Source organism: Kluyvera georgiana, from assembly GCF_050990895.1.
GTDB classification, from domain to species: domain Bacteria; phylum Pseudomonadota; class Gammaproteobacteria; order Enterobacterales; family Enterobacteriaceae; genus Kluyvera; species Kluyvera georgiana.
Genome location: NZ_CP158865.1, coordinates 4,244,700 through 4,265,824, shown reverse-complemented (window position 1 = coordinate 4,265,824; position 21,125 = coordinate 4,244,700). Strand labels below are relative to the sequence as shown.

At 55.0% G+C, this 21,125-nt stretch carries 21 protein-coding genes; 6 read left to right on the top strand and 15 right to left on the bottom strand.

The features are described 5' to 3' along the window. Positions 1-94: 94 nt before the first annotated feature. From ABTW00_RS20270 to tsr, 3 genes are all read left to right on the top strand, one after another. Complete coding sequence (locus ABTW00_RS20270; RefSeq protein WP_433641099.1) at positions 95-1,138, top strand: zinc-binding alcohol dehydrogenase family protein; 1,044 nt, start codon at positions 95-97, stop codon at positions 1,136-1,138. 86 nt (positions 1,139-1,224) lie between these two features. Further along, complete coding sequence (locus ABTW00_RS20265) at positions 1,225-2,235, top strand: Ldh family oxidoreductase (protein ID WP_433637183.1); 1,011 nt, start codon at positions 1,225-1,227, stop codon at positions 2,233-2,235. Between the two features lie 238 nt (positions 2,236-2,473). After that, positions 2,474-4,141 carry a methyl-accepting chemotaxis protein gene (tsr, locus tag ABTW00_RS20260; protein WP_433637181.1) on the top strand — a complete coding sequence of 556 codons (1,668 nt, stop codon included), beginning with the start codon at positions 2,474-2,476 and terminating at the stop codon, positions 4,139-4,141. Positions 4,142-4,166: 25 nt separating this feature from the next. On the opposite strand, the gene ABTW00_RS20255 is transcribed toward tsr, so the two are convergent. The 15 genes from ABTW00_RS20255 to ABTW00_RS20185 all read right to left on the bottom strand — a co-directional run bounded on the left by ABTW00_RS20255 (position 4,167) and on the right by ABTW00_RS20185 (position 17,757). Then, entirely contained in the window at positions 4,167-4,682 is a 516-nt protein-coding gene (locus ABTW00_RS20255) for a GNAT family N-acetyltransferase (protein WP_433637179.1), read from the bottom strand. A 39-nt stretch (positions 4,683-4,721) separates the two neighbouring features. Then, positions 4,722-5,198: a hypothetical protein gene (locus ABTW00_RS20250; protein WP_433637177.1), complete on the bottom strand. Its 477-nt coding sequence runs from the start codon at positions 5,196-5,198 to the stop codon at positions 4,722-4,724. A 3-nt stretch (positions 5,199-5,201) separates the two neighbouring features. Then, positions 5,202-5,954, bottom strand: coding sequence for a winged helix-turn-helix domain-containing protein (locus ABTW00_RS20245; protein WP_433637174.1), 753 nt, complete (start codon positions 5,952-5,954; stop codon positions 5,202-5,204). Between the two features lie 110 nt (positions 5,955-6,064). Next, a complete protein-coding gene (locus tag ABTW00_RS20240) occupies positions 6,065-7,033 on the bottom strand; it encodes a Csu type fimbrial protein (protein ID WP_433637171.1) in 969 nt (322 codons plus the stop codon). Next, positions 7,024-9,300 (bottom strand): fimbria/pilus outer membrane usher protein, encoded by a 2,277-nt coding sequence (locus tag ABTW00_RS20235; RefSeq protein WP_433637169.1) that lies wholly within the window; start codon positions 9,298-9,300, stop codon positions 7,024-7,026. Before ABTW00_RS20235 ends, ABTW00_RS20240 begins: the two co-directional genes overlap by 10 nt. Then, positions 9,227-9,982, bottom strand: coding sequence for a fimbrial biogenesis chaperone (locus ABTW00_RS20230; RefSeq protein WP_271447677.1), 756 nt, complete (start codon positions 9,980-9,982; stop codon positions 9,227-9,229). The genes ABTW00_RS20235 and ABTW00_RS20230 overlap by 74 nt, the downstream gene beginning before the upstream one ends. A 1-nt stretch (position 9,983) precedes the next feature. Beyond that, entirely contained in the window at positions 9,984-10,478 is a 495-nt protein-coding gene (locus ABTW00_RS20225; protein WP_065357068.1) for a Csu type fimbrial protein, read from the bottom strand. Between the two features lie 231 nt (positions 10,479-10,709). Beyond that, positions 10,710-11,243: a helix-turn-helix transcriptional regulator gene (locus tag ABTW00_RS20220; RefSeq protein ID WP_433637164.1), complete on the bottom strand. Its 534-nt coding sequence runs from the start codon at positions 11,241-11,243 to the stop codon at positions 10,710-10,712. A gap of 5 nt (positions 11,244-11,248) precedes the next feature. Beyond that, positions 11,249-11,884 (bottom strand): EAL domain-containing protein, encoded by a 636-nt coding sequence (locus ABTW00_RS20215; RefSeq protein ID WP_065357066.1) that lies wholly within the window; start codon positions 11,882-11,884, stop codon positions 11,249-11,251. A gap of 194 nt (positions 11,885-12,078) precedes the next feature. Further along, positions 12,079-14,373 carry a phosphatidylglycerol--membrane-oligosaccharide glycerophosphotransferase gene (gene opgB / locus ABTW00_RS20210; protein ID WP_433637160.1) on the bottom strand — a complete coding sequence of 765 codons (2,295 nt, stop codon included), beginning with the start codon at positions 14,371-14,373 and terminating at the stop codon, positions 12,079-12,081. Between the two features lie 187 nt (positions 14,374-14,560). Further along, on the bottom strand, positions 14,561-15,052 hold the full coding sequence (locus tag ABTW00_RS20205; protein ID WP_064547122.1) for a DUF2501 domain-containing protein: 492 nt from the start codon (positions 15,050-15,052) through the stop codon (positions 14,561-14,563). A 69-nt stretch (positions 15,053-15,121) separates the two neighbouring features. Then, positions 15,122-15,859, bottom strand: coding sequence for a DNA replication protein DnaC (gene dnaC / locus ABTW00_RS20200; protein WP_064547124.1), 738 nt, complete (start codon positions 15,857-15,859; stop codon positions 15,122-15,124). A gap of 2 nt (positions 15,860-15,861) precedes the next feature. Beyond that, positions 15,862-16,401, bottom strand: a complete 540-nt coding sequence (gene dnaT, locus ABTW00_RS20195) for a primosomal protein DnaT (RefSeq protein WP_064547126.1) — start codon at positions 16,399-16,401, stop codon at positions 15,862-15,864. 115 nt (positions 16,402-16,516) lie between these two features. Further along, positions 16,517-16,990 (bottom strand): threonine/serine exporter, encoded by a 474-nt coding sequence (locus tag ABTW00_RS20190; protein ID WP_064547128.1) that lies wholly within the window; start codon positions 16,988-16,990, stop codon positions 16,517-16,519. Further along, complete coding sequence (locus tag ABTW00_RS20185; protein WP_064547129.1) at positions 16,981-17,757, bottom strand: threonine/serine ThrE exporter family protein; 777 nt, start codon at positions 17,755-17,757, stop codon at positions 16,981-16,983. The genes ABTW00_RS20190 and ABTW00_RS20185 overlap by 10 nt, the downstream gene beginning before the upstream one ends. 279 nt (positions 17,758-18,036) lie before the next feature. Here ABTW00_RS20185 and pobA point away from each other — a divergent pair, with 279 nt between their 5' ends. From pobA to ABTW00_RS20170, 3 genes are all read left to right on the top strand, one after another. Next, positions 18,037-19,221 (top strand): 4-hydroxybenzoate 3-monooxygenase, encoded by a 1,185-nt coding sequence (gene pobA / locus ABTW00_RS20180; RefSeq protein ID WP_065357063.1) that lies wholly within the window; start codon positions 18,037-18,039, stop codon positions 19,219-19,221. A 3-nt stretch (positions 19,222-19,224) separates the two neighbouring features. Next, on the top strand, positions 19,225-20,115 hold the full coding sequence (locus tag ABTW00_RS20175; RefSeq protein ID WP_065357062.1) for a helix-turn-helix domain-containing protein: 891 nt from the start codon (positions 19,225-19,227) through the stop codon (positions 20,113-20,115). A 281-nt stretch (positions 20,116-20,396) separates the two neighbouring features. After that, a complete protein-coding gene (locus ABTW00_RS20170; protein WP_065357061.1) occupies positions 20,397-21,122 on the top strand; it encodes a helix-turn-helix transcriptional regulator in 726 nt (241 codons plus the stop codon). Positions 21,123-21,125 lie beyond the last annotated feature (3 nt).

The following is a 21,125-nucleotide window of genomic DNA, read 5'->3' as shown; positions in this document are numbered from 1 at the left end:
CTGGCATTCACAAGAATTTGCGGCGTGACTGCTGAATTATCACGAAATCCACAATAACAAGGAGAACAAAAAAGGAGAAGTCCAAATGAATATTATGAAAACGTTAGTTTGTCAGCAACCGGGTGAATGGGCATGGCAATCAAGAAATATTCCAAAGCCACAGAAAGATGAGGTGTTAATAAAAATAAAAACGGTAGGAATATGTGGCACCGATATCCACGCATGGGGAGGTAAACAGCCTTTCTTCAGCTATCCACGGGTTTTAGGGCATGAGATTTGCGGTGATATTGTTGAGGTTGGCTGCGAGGCGCAGCAATGGCAGGTTGGGCAGCAGGTGGCCGTGATCCCCTATGTGGGTTGCAACACCTGTAGCGCCTGTCGCGAGGGGCGCGGCAACTGCTGCGAGAATATCGCGGTGATCGGTGTGCATCGCGACGGCGGCTTCAGTGAATATCTTTGTGTCCCGCAGCAGAACGTACTGCTGGCGGAAGGTATTGCGCCGGAAGCCGTTGCGCTCATTGAACCGTTCGCCATCAGCGCCCATGCGGTGCGGCGAGCGGCGGTACGAGCGGGGGATGAGGTGCTGGTGGTTGGCGCAGGGCCAATCGGTCTGGGCGCGGCGGCCGTTGCCAAAGCGGAAGGGGCAAGGGTCGTGGTGGCGGATGTCAGCGATGAACGACGTGCGCACGTGGCGGAACAGTTGGATCTTCCCGCGCTGGATCCGCTGGCGGTGGATTTCGACGCCCGGCTGCGCAGCCTGTTTGGCGGCCATCTGGCGCAAAAGATCGTGGATGCGACGGGCAACCCGCAGTCGATGAATCGTGCGGTGGATCTGATCCGTCACGCTGGCAGCATCGTGTTTGTTGGCCTGTTTAAGGGCGATCTGCAGTTTTCCGATCCGGAATTTCATAAAAAAGAGACCACCCTGATGGGCAGCCGCAACGCGACCGCCGAGGATTTTGCCCGCGTCGGCGAGCTGATGCGCAGCGGCGAGCTGAGTGCCGGAATGCTACTGACCCACCGGTTGCGCTTTAGCGAACTGGGTAGCACCTTTGAGCGCGACGTCATCAATAATCCACGGTTGATTAAAGGCGTGATAGAGTTTGCGGAGAACATCAATGGCGCCTCTGGAAATTAATGTGATTTAAATCACTACGTTAACCAAGTAAAACCTGCGCCTCCGTCTACGCTTTATGCCAGTACAACAATAATACGGAGAACTACATGACAACGGTCAACATCGCACTCAACGACGCTTACGCACTGGCCTTCGAGGTCCTGCGCGCCAACGGTTTTTCACAGCCTCATGCCGACGCCATTGCGCGCAACGTGACGGCTGGCGAACGCGACGGCTGCGCATCGCATGGCCTGTGGCGTCTGCTCGGCATCGTGGAAACCCTGCGCAAAGGCAAAGTGTCGCCGGACGCCGAACCGACGATCGTCGATCGGGCCCCGGCGATCGTCAAAGCCGATGCGCACGGCGCGTATTCTCTGTGCGCTTATGAACAGGCGCTGCCGCTGCTGATTGAAAAAGCGCGCCACTGCGGCATTGCGGCGCTGGCGATCAATCGTTGCGTGCATTTCTCCGCGCTGTTTGCCGATGTTGAGCCGTTGACCGAGGTCGGGTTAGTGGGTTACGCCTGTACGCCGAGCCACGCGTGGGTGGCGCCAGCGGGTGGTACCCAGCCGCTGTTTGGCACCAATCCTATCGCCTTCGGCTGGCCGCGCGGCGACAAACCGCCGTTTATTTTCGATATGGCGACCAGCGCGGCGGCGCGCGGTGAAATTCAGCTCCATCAGCGGGCCGGTAAAGCCATTCCGGAGGGCTGGGGTATCGATAGCAACGGTCAGCCGACGACCGATCCGCAGGCGGTACTCGACGGCGCGATGCTGACTTTCGGCGGGCATAAAGGATCGGCGCTGGCGGCGATGGTGGAGCTGTTTGCCGGGCCGCTGATTGGCGATATGACCAGCGCCGAATCGCTGGCGTGGGACAACGGTGCAGGGGGGCTGCCTTACGGCGGTGAGCTCATTCTGGCGCTTGACCCTGCACGTTTCCTCGGCGATGACGCCGCGTCCCATCTTGAGCGCGCCGAGACGCTGTTTAGCGGCATGCAGGCGCAGGGGGCGAGGCTGCCGGGTGAGCGTCGCTACCAGGCGCGCCAGCAGAGCGAGCAGCAGGGGCTGAATCTCTCGCGTAGCCTGTATGACGAAATCTGCGCGCTGCGTAAATAGCTTCTCTGAGTAGGCCGGATAAGGCGGAGCCGCCATCCGGCAATTTGTGCCGCTCCGCCTGATGGCGCTACGCTTATCAGGCCTACATCCACTCTGGATGTGGCGACAACGCCATGGCCTCGCGTCAATCCATAACGTCCGAATATTCCGCCTTCCCCGCGTATTAATAGTCACATTTTCTATAAAGTTTTTCCTTTCGCCGCCGAAAATTCGTTATTCGTCTGGAGGAAAGAGAAACATGTTAAAGCGTATTAAAATCGTCACCAGCCTTGTGCTGGTTTTGGTGTTGTTTGGCTTGTTGCAAATGGTCTCAGGGGGCCTGTTCTTTAACTCACTGAAGCATGACAAAGAGAACTTCACTATCTTACAAACCGTGCGTCAGCAGCAGTCCGGGCTGAACGGCAGCTGGGTTGCCCTGCTGCAAACCCGCAACACGCTTAACCGCGCCGGGATCCGTTACATGATGGATCAGAACAACATCGGTAGCGGCGCCACCGTCGCCGAGCTGATGCAGATTGCCACGAAATCGCTGGCTGAAGCGGAAAAACGCTGGGCCGAGTATGAAGCGATGCCGCGCGACCCGCGTCAAAGTGAAGCCGCGGCGCTGGAAATTCAGCGTAACTACGATATCTACCACGGTGCGCTGGCGGAGCTGATTCAGCTGCTGGGCGCCGGCAAGATTAACGACTTCTTCGACCAGCCGACCCAGGGTTATCAGGATGGTTTTGAGAAAGCGTACGTCAACTATCTGCAACAGAACGACAGCCTTTATGAACTGGCGGTAAAGGACAGCAATGCCTCTTATACCCAGGCGATGTGGATCCTGTTCGGCGTGATGATTGCCGTGCTGGCGGTGATCGTCACCGTCTGGCTGGGCGTACGTAAGACGCTGATTGCACCGCTAAACCGTCTCATTGACAGCATTCGCCATATTGCCGGTGGCGATCTGGTCAAACGTATTGATGTGGAAAGCGATAACGAAATGGGCCAGCTGGCACATTCGCTGCGTCATATGCAGGGCGAGCTGGCGCGCACCGTCGGGGAAGTGCGTCAGGGGGCCGATGCCATTTACAGCGGCGCGAGTGAAATCGCGATGGGTAATAACGATCTTTCCTCGCGTACCGAGCAGCAGGCGGCTTCGCTGGAAGAGACCGCCGCCAGCATGGAAGAGCTGACCGCAACCGTGAAGCAGAACGCCGAAAACGCGCGTCAGGCCAGCCATCTGGCGCTGAGCGCGTCGGAAACCGCGCAGAAGGGCGGTAAAGTGGTGGACAATGTTGTGCAGACGATGCGTGACATTACCGCCAGTTCGCAGAAAATTGCCGACATTATTAGCGTTATTGACGGCATTGCCTTCCAGACCAACATCCTGGCGCTGAACGCCGCGGTCGAGGCCGCCCGTGCGGGCGAGCAGGGCCGAGGCTTTGCGGTGGTGGCCGGTGAAGTACGTAATCTGGCACAGCGCAGCGCCCAGGCGGCGCGTGAGATTAAGAGTCTGATTGAAGACTCGGTCAATCGTGTCGATCTCGGCTCCACGCTGGTGGAAAGCGCGGGGGAAACCATGGATGAGATCGTAAATGCGGTGACCCGTGTGACCGACATCATGGGGGAAATCGCCTCTGCATCGGATGAGCAGAGTCGCGGTATCGATCAGGTGGGTCTGGCGGTGGCCGAGATGGATCGCGTGACCCAGCAGAACGCCTCGCTGGTGGAAGAGTCCGCCGCCGCCGCCGCCGCGCTGGAAGAGCAGGCCAGCCGCCTGACGCAGGCCGTTGCGGTATTCCGTATCCAGCAAAGCCAGACCAGCAGTGGGCGCGAAGCGGTGAGCGCTGCGCCAATACCTGCGCCGACCCTGCTGCGTAAAGCGGCAGCAACCGACGCTGGGGAAAACTGGGAAACCTTCTGACCCGACGCGCCCTTTAACGGGCGCGTTAACCTAGTGCCAGGCGCATGGCGCAGCGAGACTCCGCTGCCAGATCGTGCGCCGATTCTTCACGCAGTTTCTGCCGCAACGCGTCGCTAAGCAATGACTCGGGCACGACTTCAAACCCCATCCGCGCATACCAAGGCGCATTCCACGGCACGTCGCGAAACGTTGTGAGCGTGAGTGCACAGAAGCCTTTTTCTCTCGCCTGTTCAATCGCATAAGTCATCAGGCGACGGCCAAGGCCACGCCCCTGCCAGTCAAGATGGATCGAAAACTCGACGATAAAGAGCGATGCGTCATGCGCTTCCGCCAGCAGAAAACCAACGGGACGATCGTCTGCCAGCGCTAACCAGCTCATGTTTTCGCTGGCGAAGTGCTGATGACGTGCGGCGCAAATCGCCGGGCCGGCGGCGAGCCAGCTAAATTCAGGCAACAGAGTGAAGCGCTGCGCGGCGGCGCGTTCAATCGCCGGTAACGCGGCAATATCCGCCGGGGATGTCGGTCGAAAGGTGTAGATCATGCGCTGAGTATAACCCGATGCTGAGCCTTAGTGTGACCGTTAACCCGTGCAGAGCAGAATCGGTGAGTAAAAATTACTGATAACCACCGCGTTATCCGGCGTTGTACGGACGCTCAGTAACCGTTTCTGACCTGCGGTAATGCCCAGAGCGTATTGTTCGAAAACGCCGGGAGGCACGTTATCGTGGCCAAATTTTTCTACCTGGGTGATGTACAACTGATAGAACGATTCATGCACGTATTGCCAGTTAAAGCTCTCCTGACGCGAGACCTTCATATTCTGGCCGTTATTCATCACGTCGCCGTTGATATTGAAATAGCCCGTACCATTCGGCGTAAAGTGCATCACGACCATCCCTTCAAAGGTGAAATGGTTATCCTGGCGGCTATCTTTGTAGGTCAGGCTGCCCTGACAGGTCATCGAAAGGCGCGTGCTTTGCTGTATCCACAGCAATGTCCCCAGGATTAGCAACGCATTGAGTGCGATGATGCAAAAAAGTTTTTTCTTCTGTTTCACTCTCTACCACTCGTAAAAGTACAGCGTCTGGCAGGTGCTGGCCTTGCTGCGGAACTGGGAACACTGCGACAGGACCAGGCGGCCTTCGTCGCCATAGAGCACGGGATCCTGAATATGGACGTAAAAAATCGAACTGGGCAGGCAGGAGAAAGCGCCCTCATTTTTGATCTGCCCGAGCAGCGCCTGGGCTTGCTTTTGGAACACGTCAGAGAGCTGCGCCAGCGTATAGACCGGACAACTGTCGATGTGAGTCAGCAGATGCGGTTCAATTTGCTGGCGCTGGGCATTCCAGATGAGCGCGACGGCGCACAGGATCGCCACGGTGGCGGTCACGATACCATAAAGCCAGTTCCGTCTTTTGGGGAGCGCGCGTTTGCTGCTTACCGGCGCGGGCGCAGAGACGGGCGCAGAGACGGGCGCATTGAGCGGCACGACGCTGATATCCGCGCTGAGCATAAAACCGACTTTGGGAACGGTGACGATAAACAGGTGGTCCGGCACCATTCCAGCCAGCATTTTGCGCAGGATGCTGATGTACTGGTTCAGCGAGTTGCTCGAGCCGCGCAGGCCGCGATCGTCCCACACCTGCTGGAGAAAGACCTCGCGTTCAACCACCATCCCGTGATGGGCAATCAGCAGGTTCAGGATGGTTTGCGCCGTACAGGTCAATGTCTGACTTTCGGCGTCAGCGCTTTGTAAGGTGAGTGAACCATCCTCGTTGTCATACACGATGGCATCGGCAAGCAGGTATTTCATGAAGTTGTCAGCGATCCGCTCAAGAGAGAAAAGAGTGACCCGGTGCGGGAGGGCAAACTGTACCGCGAATTGTTATCGGTAACATTGATCCAAACCGCGCATTATTTAGATTAATAAGTGAGCGTAATAACGACGTTATCGCTAAATACGCCCGTGCCGGTGAGGGGTTGTGTGGGCACCGTGCCATAAACGGTCACCGCCTGCACGCTCCCGTCATGATGACTCATTTCCATAGTATTGCTGCCCAATGCTTCGCCCCACGGACGGGTGGCGGCGGCATCCTGCCAGAGGGCATATTGCAGACACTGCTGGCGATCGTTACACATCTGGCGTCGTGTGCCAGAGGCATGTTCACCGCTGCTGATGCCCAGTGAATAACTGCTCCCCACCGGGCAGCGAGCGCGAATACTGGCCGTCGAGGCCAGCCGGGAAGTTAGCGCAGTACTGCCCACGGTGCCAAAGTTGAGCGACGTGACGCTCTGAATAAAGCAGCTATCAGATAGCGTGGCGCTGGCGTTGGATGATGCATCCGTTGCTTCCCCCTGCCACTTGCCATCCTGACAGCTGGTGAGCGCCTCTTTGCGGGTGGCACTGTTCCACGTCAGTTTCAGCCCCAAAGTATAGTTGAAGTAGCTACGAACCGGCAGGTTGTTTTGCCCGGCGGGAATGGTGGCGAGCAGCGGAAAGCTGCCGCTGGAAGTTTGATTACCGCCTATCGTTAGCGCGGTTTGCAGGGCGTGGCCCGCGCCGATAGAGGTCAGCTCCAGGCTGTTATCCAGCGTGCTGTAGAGACGAAATAGCATTGTGTACTGCTTGCCTTCTTCATCGCCGTTGGAGTTCATTTTGAACGGCGCGGATTCCAGGCTGCTCAGGCAGACGTTGAAGTAGCGCGTTTCGCCATAATCGGCGTAGCAGCTGAACTTTACGCTCGACTGTGCCGAGCTGGTATTGCCTGCCACCAATGTGCCAAATGCGGTGGATGCGCCCTGGGTTATCCAACAGTTAGCGGCGTGCGCGGGGCACGAGAGCAGAGCGAACGTCAGCAACAGCAGTGGGGCGAGCAGCAGTTTTAATGACACGGTAAGGTTCCGAGATTGACCACGGTGGCAGAGGAGGAGGCCGCAGGAAGCGTCACGTCACACGAGCCCGTGGGGGTTTGAATGCTTAATGAGCCCGGCATTGGCGGGTTTTCCAGCCAGATATAGCCGTCGCGCCCGACGATGGACTCTCCGCTGGAATAGCGGATGCCGCTGCCAACCGGTATTGGCTGACGTTGGTGGTCGAAAAGTTGGGCGGACACCAGGCGCGCGCGATGCACCTGGAAATCGACCTTCACCGCCGTGGTCATTCCCGGCTGCGCATGGATTTCGGTTAACGGCGTAACGATCTCCGGCGGAAGACTCAGCGGGTCGAGCGAGATTTTGGCGTTATGGTAGAGCGGTAAATCCGTCAGCAGCAGATAGCCATTTTCATCGGTTGTGCCCGCTTTACGGTTCTCGACGGCGATGGGTACATTGCCAATGCCGTTGGTGGAGACCAGCGCGATCCCCTGGCGGTTGTAGCGTAGCGCATAGGGGTGATTTTCCAGCAGCATCATCGCACCTTCGCCGCTGAGATAGCGGTTGACGCTGCTTTGGTCGCGGTCTAGTCCTGCATGCCACTCGCCGTATTGGCCAAGGTAGCCAATATCCGTATGCGCCTGGCGCGACGCGCTGCCCGCGCTCTGGCTAACCTGCCACGACCAGCCGCCCAACTGGCTATCCGGCTGGTGGCGATAATCCCAGCGAGACGATGGATTTCCCGCCTGGAGTGAGAGTGAGTCGCGGTTGCCCAGCGGAACTGAGAGCATCAGCTGGAAGGTTTTGTCACCGCTGTTCAGCGCATGGGTAAACCCCAGTGAGGCCGACACCCGGTTATGAAAGGATTTTGACCAGCTGGCGTTGAGGTAGCGGGCGCTATCCTGACGCACCCAGCCAACGCCCAGCGTTCCCCAGCCGGAGACGGTCTGACTCATCCACAAGTTATCGCTGCGCCGCACCGGCAGGCTACCGCTAACGCGAGCGATATCTGCCCAGGCGCTGCTGCTGTGGCTGGTATTGGCGGAGAGGCCTAGCCCTTGTGCATTCCACTGGTAACCGATACCCCATTTGTTTCCTTCTCCTTGCGGACTTTGGCTGATGGCCGTGTGACCGCTGATAATTCCGGCCAGCGGCGAGATCAGCCAGTCGCTGGCAATGCCGATGTTGTGCGCATCGTGATGTTGTTCAGTGTGGGCGCTGACGGTCAGGCGATTGCTCACCCCGTAACGCCAGCCCGCATCGAGCAGCGGTGACGCGGCGTAGTCGTTAGAGCGCTCCGCATAGTTTTTGCGTAACCAGCCGACATCCAGTGAACGGCTGCTCACGCCCTGTGCCAGCATATCCGGCGCGCCGTACAGATCGAGCGTTACCTCGCGGCGCTGGCCGTTAATGTCGGTGATGACGACTCGCGCCTGTCCGCTGCCGGAAAAGGTGGGCAAGGTATCGAGAATGTAGCTGCCCGGCGTGACCTGCTGGTGGCTTTGCTGTAACCCATCAATGTACAAATCGACGGTGGACGGCAGCACGACGCTATCGCTGAACTGCGCGCGCGGCGCGGTGTTCAGCTGCGGGTCGAGCTGGAAATTGCGCGCCAGATGCAGGCCAGCGAAACGTACCTGACGGCTCCAGCTGACGCCGGTCGTTACGTTGTCGCCAAGCGCAACGCTGGTGAGCCACTGCGGGAAGTCTTGCTGCCAGGTGGTCATCAACCGGGTCTGCGTGGTGCCATCGCCGCGTTGCCCATGCGGAAACCGGCTGTTCATACTGCTGCTGAGCTGCCCCGGTAGCCAGCCGGAGGTTTGTAGCTGGCTTTGCAGGCTGGTTTGCTGTTGGCTGGAGGTATCGCTGGAATAAAGGGAATAGTCGAGCGTGAGGTTGCCCAGCGGCTGTGCCTGCTGCGTAGCGGGGGACGCTGTGCGTGGCTGACTTTCCAGGTGCTGAACGTGCGTTAGCGCCTGCTCGGGAAGGGTAAGCGATAACTGCTGTTGCAGACTGTCGAAGTTGACCTGAATCCCCGGCAGAGTGGACAGATTGAGCCACTCCGTCTTCGCCTGCCCGGATGAAATGCCCAGCCTGACCGCATCGTGAGTGGCTATCCACAACGCATTATCCACCACGCGTACGGCCCACACTCCGTCGTAAGCGTAGTGGTTAACGGTGACAGACAGGTATTGCGTGTTGGCGGTGGGGGGCTCAGCGTGGAGCGTCATCGACAGTAGCCACAGCAGCAGAATGGACGTTAAGCAGGCTGGCTTGAGTATGTTCATTCAGATACGCGCGCAGGGAAGAGGTCGGATGGCGTTGAAGCTGTTTAAACGGCAGCACGAATCGTTGGCCGGGCAGGACGTAACCGGCCAGCCCGGGCAGCGTTTCCGCCACCTGTCCCTGCGCATTGATCGCTTCGACATGACTCAGACGTACGTGCGCTGTCCCCCGGTTCTGGCAGCTGATGCTGGCGTCCTGTCGTGTACAGGTAAGCTGAGCCGCGACATCTTTGCTCTCTGCTTGCCCGCTGGCGATAAAAAGGGGAATAGAGTAGCGCAGCAGAAAATGAACGCCGTTGCGATCCGCGCCAGCCTGATGCCCGCCGGGGAGTTCATCAACCAGTAGCCGGAAGCTTTGCTCCTGTGGGTGTGCCGTGGGATTGAGCACCACAATACGCACCAACTGCTGCTGGCCCGGTTTTAACGCGGTGACTGCCGGGCTGCTGACGATGTCGTCGGTCAACGTCAGTACGTCTTTACCCTGTGGCTGCGACCACTGATACACGCGGATCTGCGCGTGAATAGGCTCGCTGCCGGTGTTGGTCAGATACAGCGCTGTCGCCCGCTGGGAAGCATTAAGGTTCAGCATGACCGGCGCGACCTGGAGCGTGGCGCTGAGGGCATAGCGGGCGAAAACCACGAGCACGGCCAGCCAACAAAGGGCAAAGAGGGTGATTCTGCGCATGCTAGTACACCAGGTTCAGCGTGACGTTATCGCTATACAGGCCCGCTTTGGCGTTGTTTAGCGCGCCCGCTTCGATAACGCCAACAAGGGTTTCCGACTGCGCCTGGCCGGTGCCGGTTCCTTCAATGCCGCCGTTGGCGTTTACCGGTGTTTTCTTGCTTTCATCCGCATAGAGTCGATAAGCAATGTTCTGCGCGTTGATACTGGTGTCTTCTGGTTTGAGCCAGAAGGTACCGTCGCTTTCGCTGTCGCTGCTGGCCGCTGATAGGGTAAAAGGCGTGCCGTTGGTACACAGTACGCTCAGCTGTGTTGTGGCGTTGATTTCGCTCGCTTCGTCGGAGCCGTGGCTGGCGAAATTGAGGTCATTGGCCTGCAGCGTGCAGGATTTCAAAACTTCAAGCGAGACGTGCATCGTCGCCGTTGCTGAGCTATTGGCCAGCGCGGTTTGATAAATTGCACACAATAAGCTGAAAATGATGAGGGGCATCCTTTTCATGGTGAACTCCCATAGATGAAATAACGAAGTGGTTTAATAAACATATTTTTTCAGCACGATAATTGTGCAGAGAATAAATTCGACAACCAGATGAAGGATATCTTTATCTGCTAAATCTAAGCTTATTCCTGATAATGTAATAAAAATGTTCAGTACAGGTTTCTGCAGTATTTCCTGATGGAAACACTAGCGTAATCCTTGCTTCGCAATATGTATGGTTTCTCTGGTTTATTACTGATAAAGCGAACGATTTTCTATCGTGCGTATTTTTCGGTGTAATTCCGCCAGCGTATTGCAATGGAATTTCGCCATCGCATTTCGTCGATGTGTATAGATCGTTTTGGGTGATTTATGCAGCATGCGGGCGATGGTGTTAGGGGAAAAACCCATAATTATCAATAAACAGATATGGATCTCTGAATGCGTTAACGGCGATTCTTTACGCATGCTTCGGCGAAATTCAGGGTGCTTAAGCTGCTGGGCGAGCTGCTTTATCGACAGCTTGTCGCTGTGCACGCAAACGCGTCCAGGGGGCAGAAACTGCTGGACCTCCTGTGTCCGTTTATCTTCCGTAATGACCAGCCATTTTGTTTCGCTATTATCACAGAGGATCTTTTCGCGCAGTTCGAAGACGCAATTGTCAGTGTCTTTATTAAACCATTGTAGCGTGGGTGAGGGGTTAACCATATAAGGAAGAGAGTGTTTTAATCCCTGCCACAGGAAATAATTTTTACTCAGGACAACCAGCTGATAAGGTGCAAACATATTGATTACTTATTCCACAGAAAACCTTGACCATAATTAGCGTGAGAATCACAGGCTAATTGATAGTCAGCGAGCGTTTCGATGCCTTCCACGAGGACTTCATCGGCAATTTTTTGGCAACAGTGGGCTAGCTTGAGAAACGGTTCTTTGCATTGACGTGCCGTCCAGAACGCATGTTTATCAATTTTGGCCCCGGAAAAGTAATAATCCTGTTCGACAAGGCAGGGCAGAACGTCGTCATGAACGTCATCTGCCCAGACGGCAATCCCCATATCTCTAACGGCGTTGATGCGATCGCGTAGCTGCTGACTCTCGGTAGGTGTCAGCAGCATCAGCTGATCCAGATCGGTCAGCTCAACGGCGATGCGATCGGGGGCTGCAACCTGTTCTTCGAGACGCGGCAAAAAATGAGGGGCCAGCATGACGTCTGCGCTGGCGTTCAGGTAGTACTTACCGGAGACCGTGGTTTGAATGACATGGACAAGTTGGGCAAAGAAGATCTCAACTCTGGCATCGAGCGCCAGGTTGCTGAAAAAATGCTCGAGGTTTATCGGGGCCGCTGCGGTTGAGAGGACTTCCCAGGCAACGATACGTTCATTATGTAAGACGCGAATGGATTCGAATTTATAACCAGTGAGCATGATTACGCAGCAATATAGACCAATATTTTTCAGTATTGGTAAATGCTAAGCAATTTGCTTTTATTGGTATATTTATAAATATAAGTTGGATTGATATGGTTTTTTAATCTGATTTATAAGTGTTTTATAGGTTTTTATTTTTACGAAAATAGAGAAAATAAACGGGGGCGATATGCCCCCTTACGCTTAAGACATTAGCCTTGTGCATCGATCACTTTGATTTCCACCATCCCAATGCCCAGCTGGCGCGGGGAGTGGCCGAGGATATTGCCCTCGTTCGTTGACTGCGGACTCGGCGGCACAATCACCAGCGTGCTGGCATCCGACGGGTTGTCGAAGTGCAGCGTGGTGGTGGTCACATCATGACTGAGGGTAATCGTCTGTTCACTGTTGCCCACGCGAACCGGGATCGGTTTATCCGCGTTTGGCCCGAAGGCTTTGGCGGTGATCACCAGGTCGAAGCGTTTCGGCAGCGGGTGCTGGTACTCAATTTTCACTTCTTCGCCAAGCTGGGCATTGGACCAGCGGCCCCAGGCTTCCGGACGAGAGATGCCGCTAAAGCTTTTCACCTCTTCCGGCGCCCCGGCGACGTTAAAGATAAAGCTGTCGGCTTTGTAGCGGATATCGTTGTCGACGGTTTTCAGCGAATCGACGTTGCCTTTGTAGCGCACCATATCGATCACCGTATCTTTAAACTCGGTTTTGCCGTTCCACTGCGTTTTATCGACGTGCTGCACTTTTTGTTCACCGCCAAGCTGGCCCTGCGATACGCACCAGTCGGTGGACAATGCCAGATTCGGCGACCACTGCTGCGCCATTTTGTAGCAGCGGTCAATCCAGACGAAGTTATCGCGGGGGGCAAAATCGGCCAACTGGTAGCGCAGCGGCGCGGAGTATTCGCTTTCCGGCAGCGGTTCAACGCGGTTATCCGACACGCGCAGCAGTAGCGGCAAGCGGAAGTGGCTACCGGAAAAGGCGATCATATTTTTCTGAGTATCAATAGAGAAGTTTTTGATCTCTTTCGGGAAATTCCACAGGCGAATGATATCTGGCTTCCACGCCAGCACCTTCTCCTTCATATTGAGGAAGACTTCGGACAACGACTGCCCGGATAGGCTACTGCGGCCCAGGCCGATAAAGTTATCCCCACCGAGTATATCCAGCACCGTTGCGCCGTTATCCATGGTGTTGCGTTTTACGGCCATGATTTCCTGCTCGTCGGGTTTATCACCGCGAATCACGAAGAACAGATTGCTGCGGTCCTGTTTATTCAGGTAGTCCCAGGCGGTGTTTTTCATCGCCAGATGGTCGGAGGAAACCACGATCACCGTGTCTTTAAACCACGGTGATGCTTTGATTTTATTGATAAATTCCGCAATGTTTTCCTGACTACAGGTCACTGCGCTAAACGACTGGTTGGCCTTGCCGTTGATGTCGTATTTTTTGCGATTACAGCTACGGGAGATAAAGCCGTCCGGATGATGGGTATCGACCGTTAAGGTAAACAGCGAAAAGCGTTTCCCCTCGCGTGACAGCGTCTCAAATTTCTTCCACGCTTCGTCGAGAACGGTGTCGTCGTAATAGCCCCAGTCGTTTTTGTAGTTCGGGTCCGCGACGGTGGTTTTCAGCTCTTCCGCACCGTACAGATTGTCGAAACCATGTGATTTCAGGAAGACATCTTTACCGGCGAAACGCAGATTGGCGCCCTGCACAAAATAGTTCTCGTAACCGGAATTTTTCAGGATATCGCCAAGGCAGATATTTTGCGGAAAGAAGCTCGACAGCGACGCGGACGCGTTACCTTCGAACGGCGCGAACAGCGGGATACCGCACTGGGAGGCAACCATACCGGCAATAGTGTAGTCGGTACCCGGCAGCTGTATGGTATGGCTGAAATCCAGACTCTGGTTCTTTAACTCGCCCAGCTCCGGCGTCAGGTTCGGGAAGGCGTCGTTGTCAAAGTAGGTACGTTCCAGGCTCTCGCCATAGATATAAACGAGGTTCAGCTTTGGTTTCGGGATCGTTTTTGACGGTTCTTTATAGTAGGCCGAAAAATCAGGATCGCCGTCGCGCGACTGGGATTTTACCAGCTCGCTAATCTGGCGGAACGCCGGGCTGGCATCGACCGAACCGACGGCCAGAACCAGCGCCAGCAGACTGTAGCCAAAATGATGAGGATGATGGCGGCGTCGACGTAATAACCAGCCCAGCGCGCTAAAAACAGCGACCAGCGCGGCAACGAGGCCGACACCCGGCAGGATGTATTTGCTGACGCCCGCGCCGGTCAGGCTGTTGGTCAGAGTATAGAGTACCGCATCGTTGATACCGTCGCCGGTAAAGTAGTCGCTGGCATACAGGGTAATATTCAGGACCACAAACAGGCCCAGTACCGTTAACGTGGCGGCAAACCACCATTTATTGCGCCCTGCCTTCCAGGCGTATATCGCAATGGAAGCCAGAAACAGAACGAGGGATAACAACTCTGACACTACACATCCTCAACCGCGCCAGGTTTTCTGGCTCTACAGAAAGTAACTTCACAATGTAATTGTGCCGTCATCTGTCTGCAATTCTAACGTAATGAAAGTGTGCTGTTATTCAGAATTGGTTTATAAATGAACGTTATTTGAGCGTTTTTTGGGTGGCCGGTGTGATTCCTGCCACCCAAAAAGACTATCAGGAAATGAAGCTAACGCCTTGTTTAAGAACGAAATCACAGGCTTTTGCTTTGACTTTTTTACCCAGTTCGGTGTTGCCCAGACTGTCGAGGTCGAGCTTCTGGCCGTCTTTGGCGTTCAGCAGGCCTTCAAGTCCTTCCATGTAGCCGGTATCTTTTTTCTGTTCAGCCGCCGTGTTGAGACCCAGTTTATCCAGCACCTGGCTTTTCACGTTATCCACGTTGGCCACGGAGGCCAGTTTCTCTTTCGCGCAATACCCCATGATCCCGGCGGCATTGTTCATGCTGCTGGAGCTTAACGACTGGCTGCCACCGTTAAGCAGACTGGTCAGCGAAGAGAGGGAAGATCCGCCGCTCTGTGACGAGCTGCTGCTGCCAGCGAGCGAGCTGGCTGCGCTACTCAGGTCATTCAACGATACGGCGCCCGCAGCGGTAGAAATAAACGCGCTGGCAATAATTACGCGGCAAAGCATCGATTTTACAGATTTCATGGGGTTTACTCGTGTGTGCAGTTATCAATGGACGTAATAAGTATACGCCTGTCATTCATAGGATGTATCTTAATACTCTTTCCCTGTTACCCGACTGCGGTAACTTTCCCAATTGAAGATCACCCACAGGCTGTTACCGAGGCGCATGCGGTCCATGACCCGCTCGCCCAGAAGTTTATTCATTTCGTCGAGATTGCTGTTGGTCAGCATGCCGGTCGGGCGCTTGGATGAGGAACGACGGTCAACGATCTGGTTGATGATCACCTTTTCATAGCGTGATTCGGTCTGCATGCCGATCTCATCGATCACCAGCAGGTCGACGTTGCTCAAATCGCTTAGCAGCTGTTCTTCGCTGGTTTCGCGGTTACTAAAGGTTTCTTTCATCGCCGACATAATGTCGGCAACGGTGATAATCAGCACCGATTTACCGCGCAATAGCAGCTCATTGCAGATGGCCGCGGCGAGGTGGTTTTTGCCGGTACCCGGCTTGCCGGAAAAAATAAAGCTCGCGATATTGCCGTCGAACTCATCAACGTACTGCCGCGCTTTTGCCAGCGCGTTCATCTGACCTTCGTTTTCAACGCGGTAGTTATCGAACGAACAGTTTTGATGCAGTGGGCGAATGCCGGAGCGGTTAAAGGTGCGCTGCATTTTCATCGCGCGGTTTTCACGCGCCAGCGCCGCCGCGCGGATCTCGCCCTGTTCTTTCTGCCAGGCCAGCAGCTCTTCGCCGGTTTTAAAGGCCGGTTCAATATGCGCCGGCATCATCTTTTGCAGGCGCTTCATCAATTCGCCAACGTCTTTCATGCTCAACCTCTGAAACCCGGTGGAATCTGACGATCAGGTTCGCTGACCGCGTTAACATCACGGCGCATCTGGCCGTTATTATTCGCCCGGCCCATCTGTATGCTGCGCGCTAATTTTTGCTGCCACTGCACGTGGTGGAAAACTTTGCCTTCCGCCTGCCAGTAGGCGACGAACGAGGCCAACTCTTCTGGCGTAACCGGCTCGCTTAAGGCGATGCCCCACAGCGCGGAAAGGCGCAGAAACTCGGCGTCAGGCTGCCATCCTGCGTACATGGCGAATTTACCCATTGGTACGGAGACCGGTGCTGCCGTTGGCTCTTCAAAGAACTGGGCGTCCAGCGTCACGTCGCTGCCCGGACGGGCAAGCTTTTCTTCCAGCGCCAGCAACTGCGCCAATCGCTCCGGCGTGACGGCATAGAATGCCGGCGCATTATTGGCAAACACGGCGACCGCGCCACCCTGGGTTTGCGCAAGAATGGCCGCGGGATCGGCTACGAAAGCGTCAATACCAATCACGTTAGGCGTTAAAATACGAGAAGACATAACACACTATCTCAATACTGGAAAATACGGGAAGGGTGCGGGAAATCCGCACGAATACTGCACATAGTAGCACAAGCCGGGGGAAGGGCGGCACTCTCCCGTGCCGCCCTCAGGATCACACCCGTGGGCGCTTACGGTACAGCCACAGACCTGGAATCGACAGGCCGATGGAGAGCGCTCCCACGATAGACGAGGCTTTCAGGAAGTTACTCAGCAGCGTGATCATCATCTCTTCGGAATAGCCGAAATGACTGATTTTTACCGCAGAGATCATGGCCGTGTAGGCTGAAATACCGGGGAACATCGGGATCACGGCGGCTACGGTGAAAATTTTCGGATGCGCCAGATACCAGCGCGACCACTGGATACCGATACTGCCCACCAGCAGTGCTGCCAGGAAGGTGGCCCATTCGATGTTGAAGCCAGCGGTCATCATGACGAAGCGTGAGGCGTGGCCGATAGCACCCAGTAGCGCGCACCATGGCAACGCGCGGTGCGGAACGTTAAACACCATCGCAAAGCCGACGGCGGGAATAGCCGATAGCACGATATCCTGAGCCAGCAGCAGGACAAAATTCATTACACCCATCCGCGCAGCCCCCATAAGGTCATCGCCATGACCACACCGACGCAGGTGGCCAACGTTAATAGACTGGCAATCGCCCAGCGCGCCAGCCCGGTGTTGATATGCCCTTTGAACATGTCAGCCACCGAGTTAATAAGAGGGAACCCCGGCACCAGAAGCAGTACGCTGGCCGCCATGGCGACAGTCGAGGTCTGATGAAAGGCAGGAAGCTGCAACATCAGACCGGAGACCGTCGTCGCCACGAAGGCCGTCAGGCCGAAGTTAATCTGCGGATGCATTGAGCGATGCGTTAGCATCTGGCGAATATACATGGCGATAGTACTGGCACAGAAGGTGACCAGCGCGCCGTCCCAGCCGCCGTTGTTCAGTTTACAAAAGCAGGCGCACGATAGCCCTACCATGAGCACGACCAGCCAGCGCGGGTAGCGTAGCGGTCTTATCTGCGCAAAACGTTTACCGACATCTTTATAGTCCAGCAGCTTGTGCTCGGCCATGATGACGATGTGCTGCACTTCGGTGACCACGTGCATGTTGATCCCACGATCGCTGTTTTTACGCGTTGACGTCAGGCAGAGGCCGTCCTTGATGGTGGTCAGCACGATGGCGTTTGATGAGATGGCGCTTTCGACGCTGTCCATCCCCAGCGCAAGCCCCAGACGCGTGGACAATTCCTCCACCAGAGCGCTCTCCGCCCCATGTTGCAATAAAAAAAGCCCGCACTGAATACATAGCCGCGTAACGATGCGTTGTTCTGACTGATCGACTTCCATAAGAACCCTGGTACCCAAAACGCCTGTGTAATGACCTACTTGTACCCGAAGAATTGGTCTGTACTCTCCGCTCCGGATCAAACAATGTGCAAAAATTCAGCGTTCGTCACTGAAGGGCGAAGAGTTGATATCGCCCACACTTTTGCAAAACTGTTCGAAAGTGCAAATTTTGAACGGATTCTGGCCTTCTTTTTCGTTACTGACTTATCAAAAATGCATTCTGAAACTTTATGTATACACGAAATAAACAAATAATTAACCAGAATGTGAGGTCACCCTATGAACACGCAAGTCGCCATTATCGGTGCCGGGCCTTCGGGGCTGCTGTTAGGCCAGCTGCTGCATAACGCCGGGATTAAAACCGTTATCCTTGAGCGCCAGACACCGGAGTATGTGCTGGGTCGCATTCGTGCGGGCATCCTGGAAAACGGTACCGTTGAGCTGCTGCGTGAAGCGGGAGTCTCTCGCCGTATGGACGCAGAGGGGTTGATTCACCACGGCGTGGAGTTTCTGTTTGCCAACCAACGCATTCCCGTGCCGCTGAGCGAGCTCACGGGGGGCAAAACCGTGATGGTTTACGGGCAGACCGAAGTGACGCGCGATCTGATGGAAGCGCGTCAGGCATGTGGCGCCCAGACCATTTATGGCGTTGAACAAGTTGAGCTGCATGACCTCAAGAATGATAAACCCTTTGTAACGTTTGTGAAAAATGGCGAAACGTGCCGGCTGGAATGTGATTTTGTTGCGGGTTGCGATGGGTTCCACGGCGTTTCGCGACAGAGTATCCCCCGCGATATTTTGCGCGAGTACGAAAGTATCTGGCCGTTCGGCTGGCTGGGGCTGCTCGCGGATACGCCGCCGGTAAACCACGAACTTATTTATGCACACCATGAGCGTGGGTTTGTATTGTGTAGTCAGCGCTCACTAACAAGAAGCCGCTACTATCTCCAGGTACCGCTCAGCGACAAGGTCGAGCAGTGGTCAGATGAACGCTTCTGGGGAGAGTTGAAGCGTCGTCTGCCGGATGAATTGAGTCAAAAGTTAGTGACTGGTCACTCACTTGAGAAGAGCATTGCGCCGCTGCGTAGCTACGTGGTGGAGCCAATGCAGTATGGCCGAATGTTCCTCGTCGGCGATGCGGCGCACATCGTTCCGCCCACGGGGGCCAAAGGGCTGAACCTGGCCGTGTCAGACGTGAACTATCTGTGGCGTATTTTGCGCCAGTACTACCGCCATGGCCGCGAAGATTTACTTAGCCACTATTCACAGCTGGCGCTGAACCGGGTGTGGAAAGGCGAACGCTTCAGCTGGTTTATGACGCACCTGCTACACGATTTCCAGGACAAGAGCGCGTTCGACAGAAAGATGCAGGAGGCCGATCGCCAGTACTATCTGGGATCGCGTGCCGGGCTGACGACCATTGCGGAGAACTATGTTGGGTTACCTTATGAAACGGTGGAATAGCGCATGAAACGTGCGGGCGTGGCGACACCGCAGTCGGATATTGTGCCGGTCTTTAAGCTCTATGGTGAGCATAGGGGCTGGCCCACGCCCGATCTGTTGCACTGTGAGTCGATACTCCAGCGCAGCAGCCTCTATGAGTGGCACATCCGCGTGCATCAGCATGCGGAAATGGTGCAGTTGCTGTATTTGCACAAGGGACAGGCGGAAATTGAAGTGGAAGGCGAGCGGCACGTGGTTAACGAGCCCAGCATTCAGGTCGTGCCATCGCTGTGCGTACACGGTTTTCGTTTTTCGCCCGGAACCCAGGGCTATGTGCTGTCGCTAGCGCTTCCGCTGTTGAGCAAGCTGGAGGCGCAGTTTGGTGGTCAGCTGGATGTGCTCAGCCAACCAAGGTGTATACCGGTTAAGCGTTCAAGCCGTCATATTCGGTCGATGTTCGCGACGCTGCTGGAAGAGTATAAGCACGAGAATGATGCTCGCGAGATGATGCTCTATTCGCTATTGGGCGCGTTATTGGTTTGGCTCAATCGGCAGGGGGCGCCATCGAAGACGATTGAAGACAAAAGCGAGCGAAAACGCGGCGTGCTACGGCGGTTTGCGCGGCTGATTGAGAGCCACTACCGTGAACATTTGTCGCTGGCGGAATACGCGCAGCGACTCGGGGTATCGACGACCCATCTGAACTGCCTGTGCCGTGAATTCCATGGCACCAGTGCGCTAAACGTGCTGCACCAGCGGTTGCTGCTGGAGGCCAAAAGGAGCCTGCAGTACACCAGTATGACCATTACCCAGGTATCTGATTATCTGGGGTTTAGCGATGTAACCTATTTTTCCCGTTTTTTCAGAAAACGGGGGGGCATGACGCCGAAAGAATTCAAAATGAAAATGGAATAACGAGGAGAAAATACAGAGCGCAAATTTTAATTTCTCTTATGACTTAATTAATATTTTCTAAGTTAGTGCTTTCCTGACGGCATGCCATACTACCTTCGTCAATCCCACCAGTACATCCATGTAGCAAAATATTTATTGGTTCGGTGACGACGACATAATAATAATGTTATCGCGGTAAAGGGAATAGAAACGGATGGATTCATTTTCCTGTTAATACTTCGCATAAGTATTAAGTGGTTTTATATTCAGGAAATGAATCTTCGAATGGATACGGAGGTTTTATGTCGCCAGAATACTGCAAATTCGCGGTGATTATCAGCAAAATACCGGTAATGCAGTCTGGGCTCAGCGCGATAATGGGAATGTATTTCCCGGACTACGAGCTCAATTTTTGCCAGTCTCTGGAAGAGTTAACGTTACTTCAGTTACGACGCACAGACGTCGTTATTGTCGATTTCTCTGGGGAAGTCAGACATCCGCGCGCGTTGTGTGAACAGTATTATACGCTGCTGTCCCAGTATCGGGATATTCACTGGATTTTCATGATTAGCCGACAATACTATTCGCTGGCCGTTGAGTTTTTAATGCGCCCGGAAAGCACTTTACTTTCAGATTCCGATCCCATCGAGCGTGTCATCGATGCCGTCCGGCAGGGAGGCGTCAGTACGGAAAAAATTAGCCAGACGTTGCTTTCTCTGCAAACCCATGAGGATGTCGATGGCGACAATGAGCGATTAATTATGCTGACGCTGTCAGAACGCAAGGTACTGCGACTGCTGGCGAAAGGCTGGGGAATTAACCAAATTGCCGCCTTGCTGAAGAAAAGTAACAAGACGATCAGCGCGCAAAAAAATAGCGCTATGCGTCGACTTTCTTTGCGCAGCAATGCGGAGATGTATGCCTGGATTAACAGCAGCCAAGGGATGAAGGAACTGAATCTCTACTCAGCTTATGGAGAGCAAGCGGAATGGAAAAGCACAGCAGGAAGCAGTGCATCGCTATCATAGAAC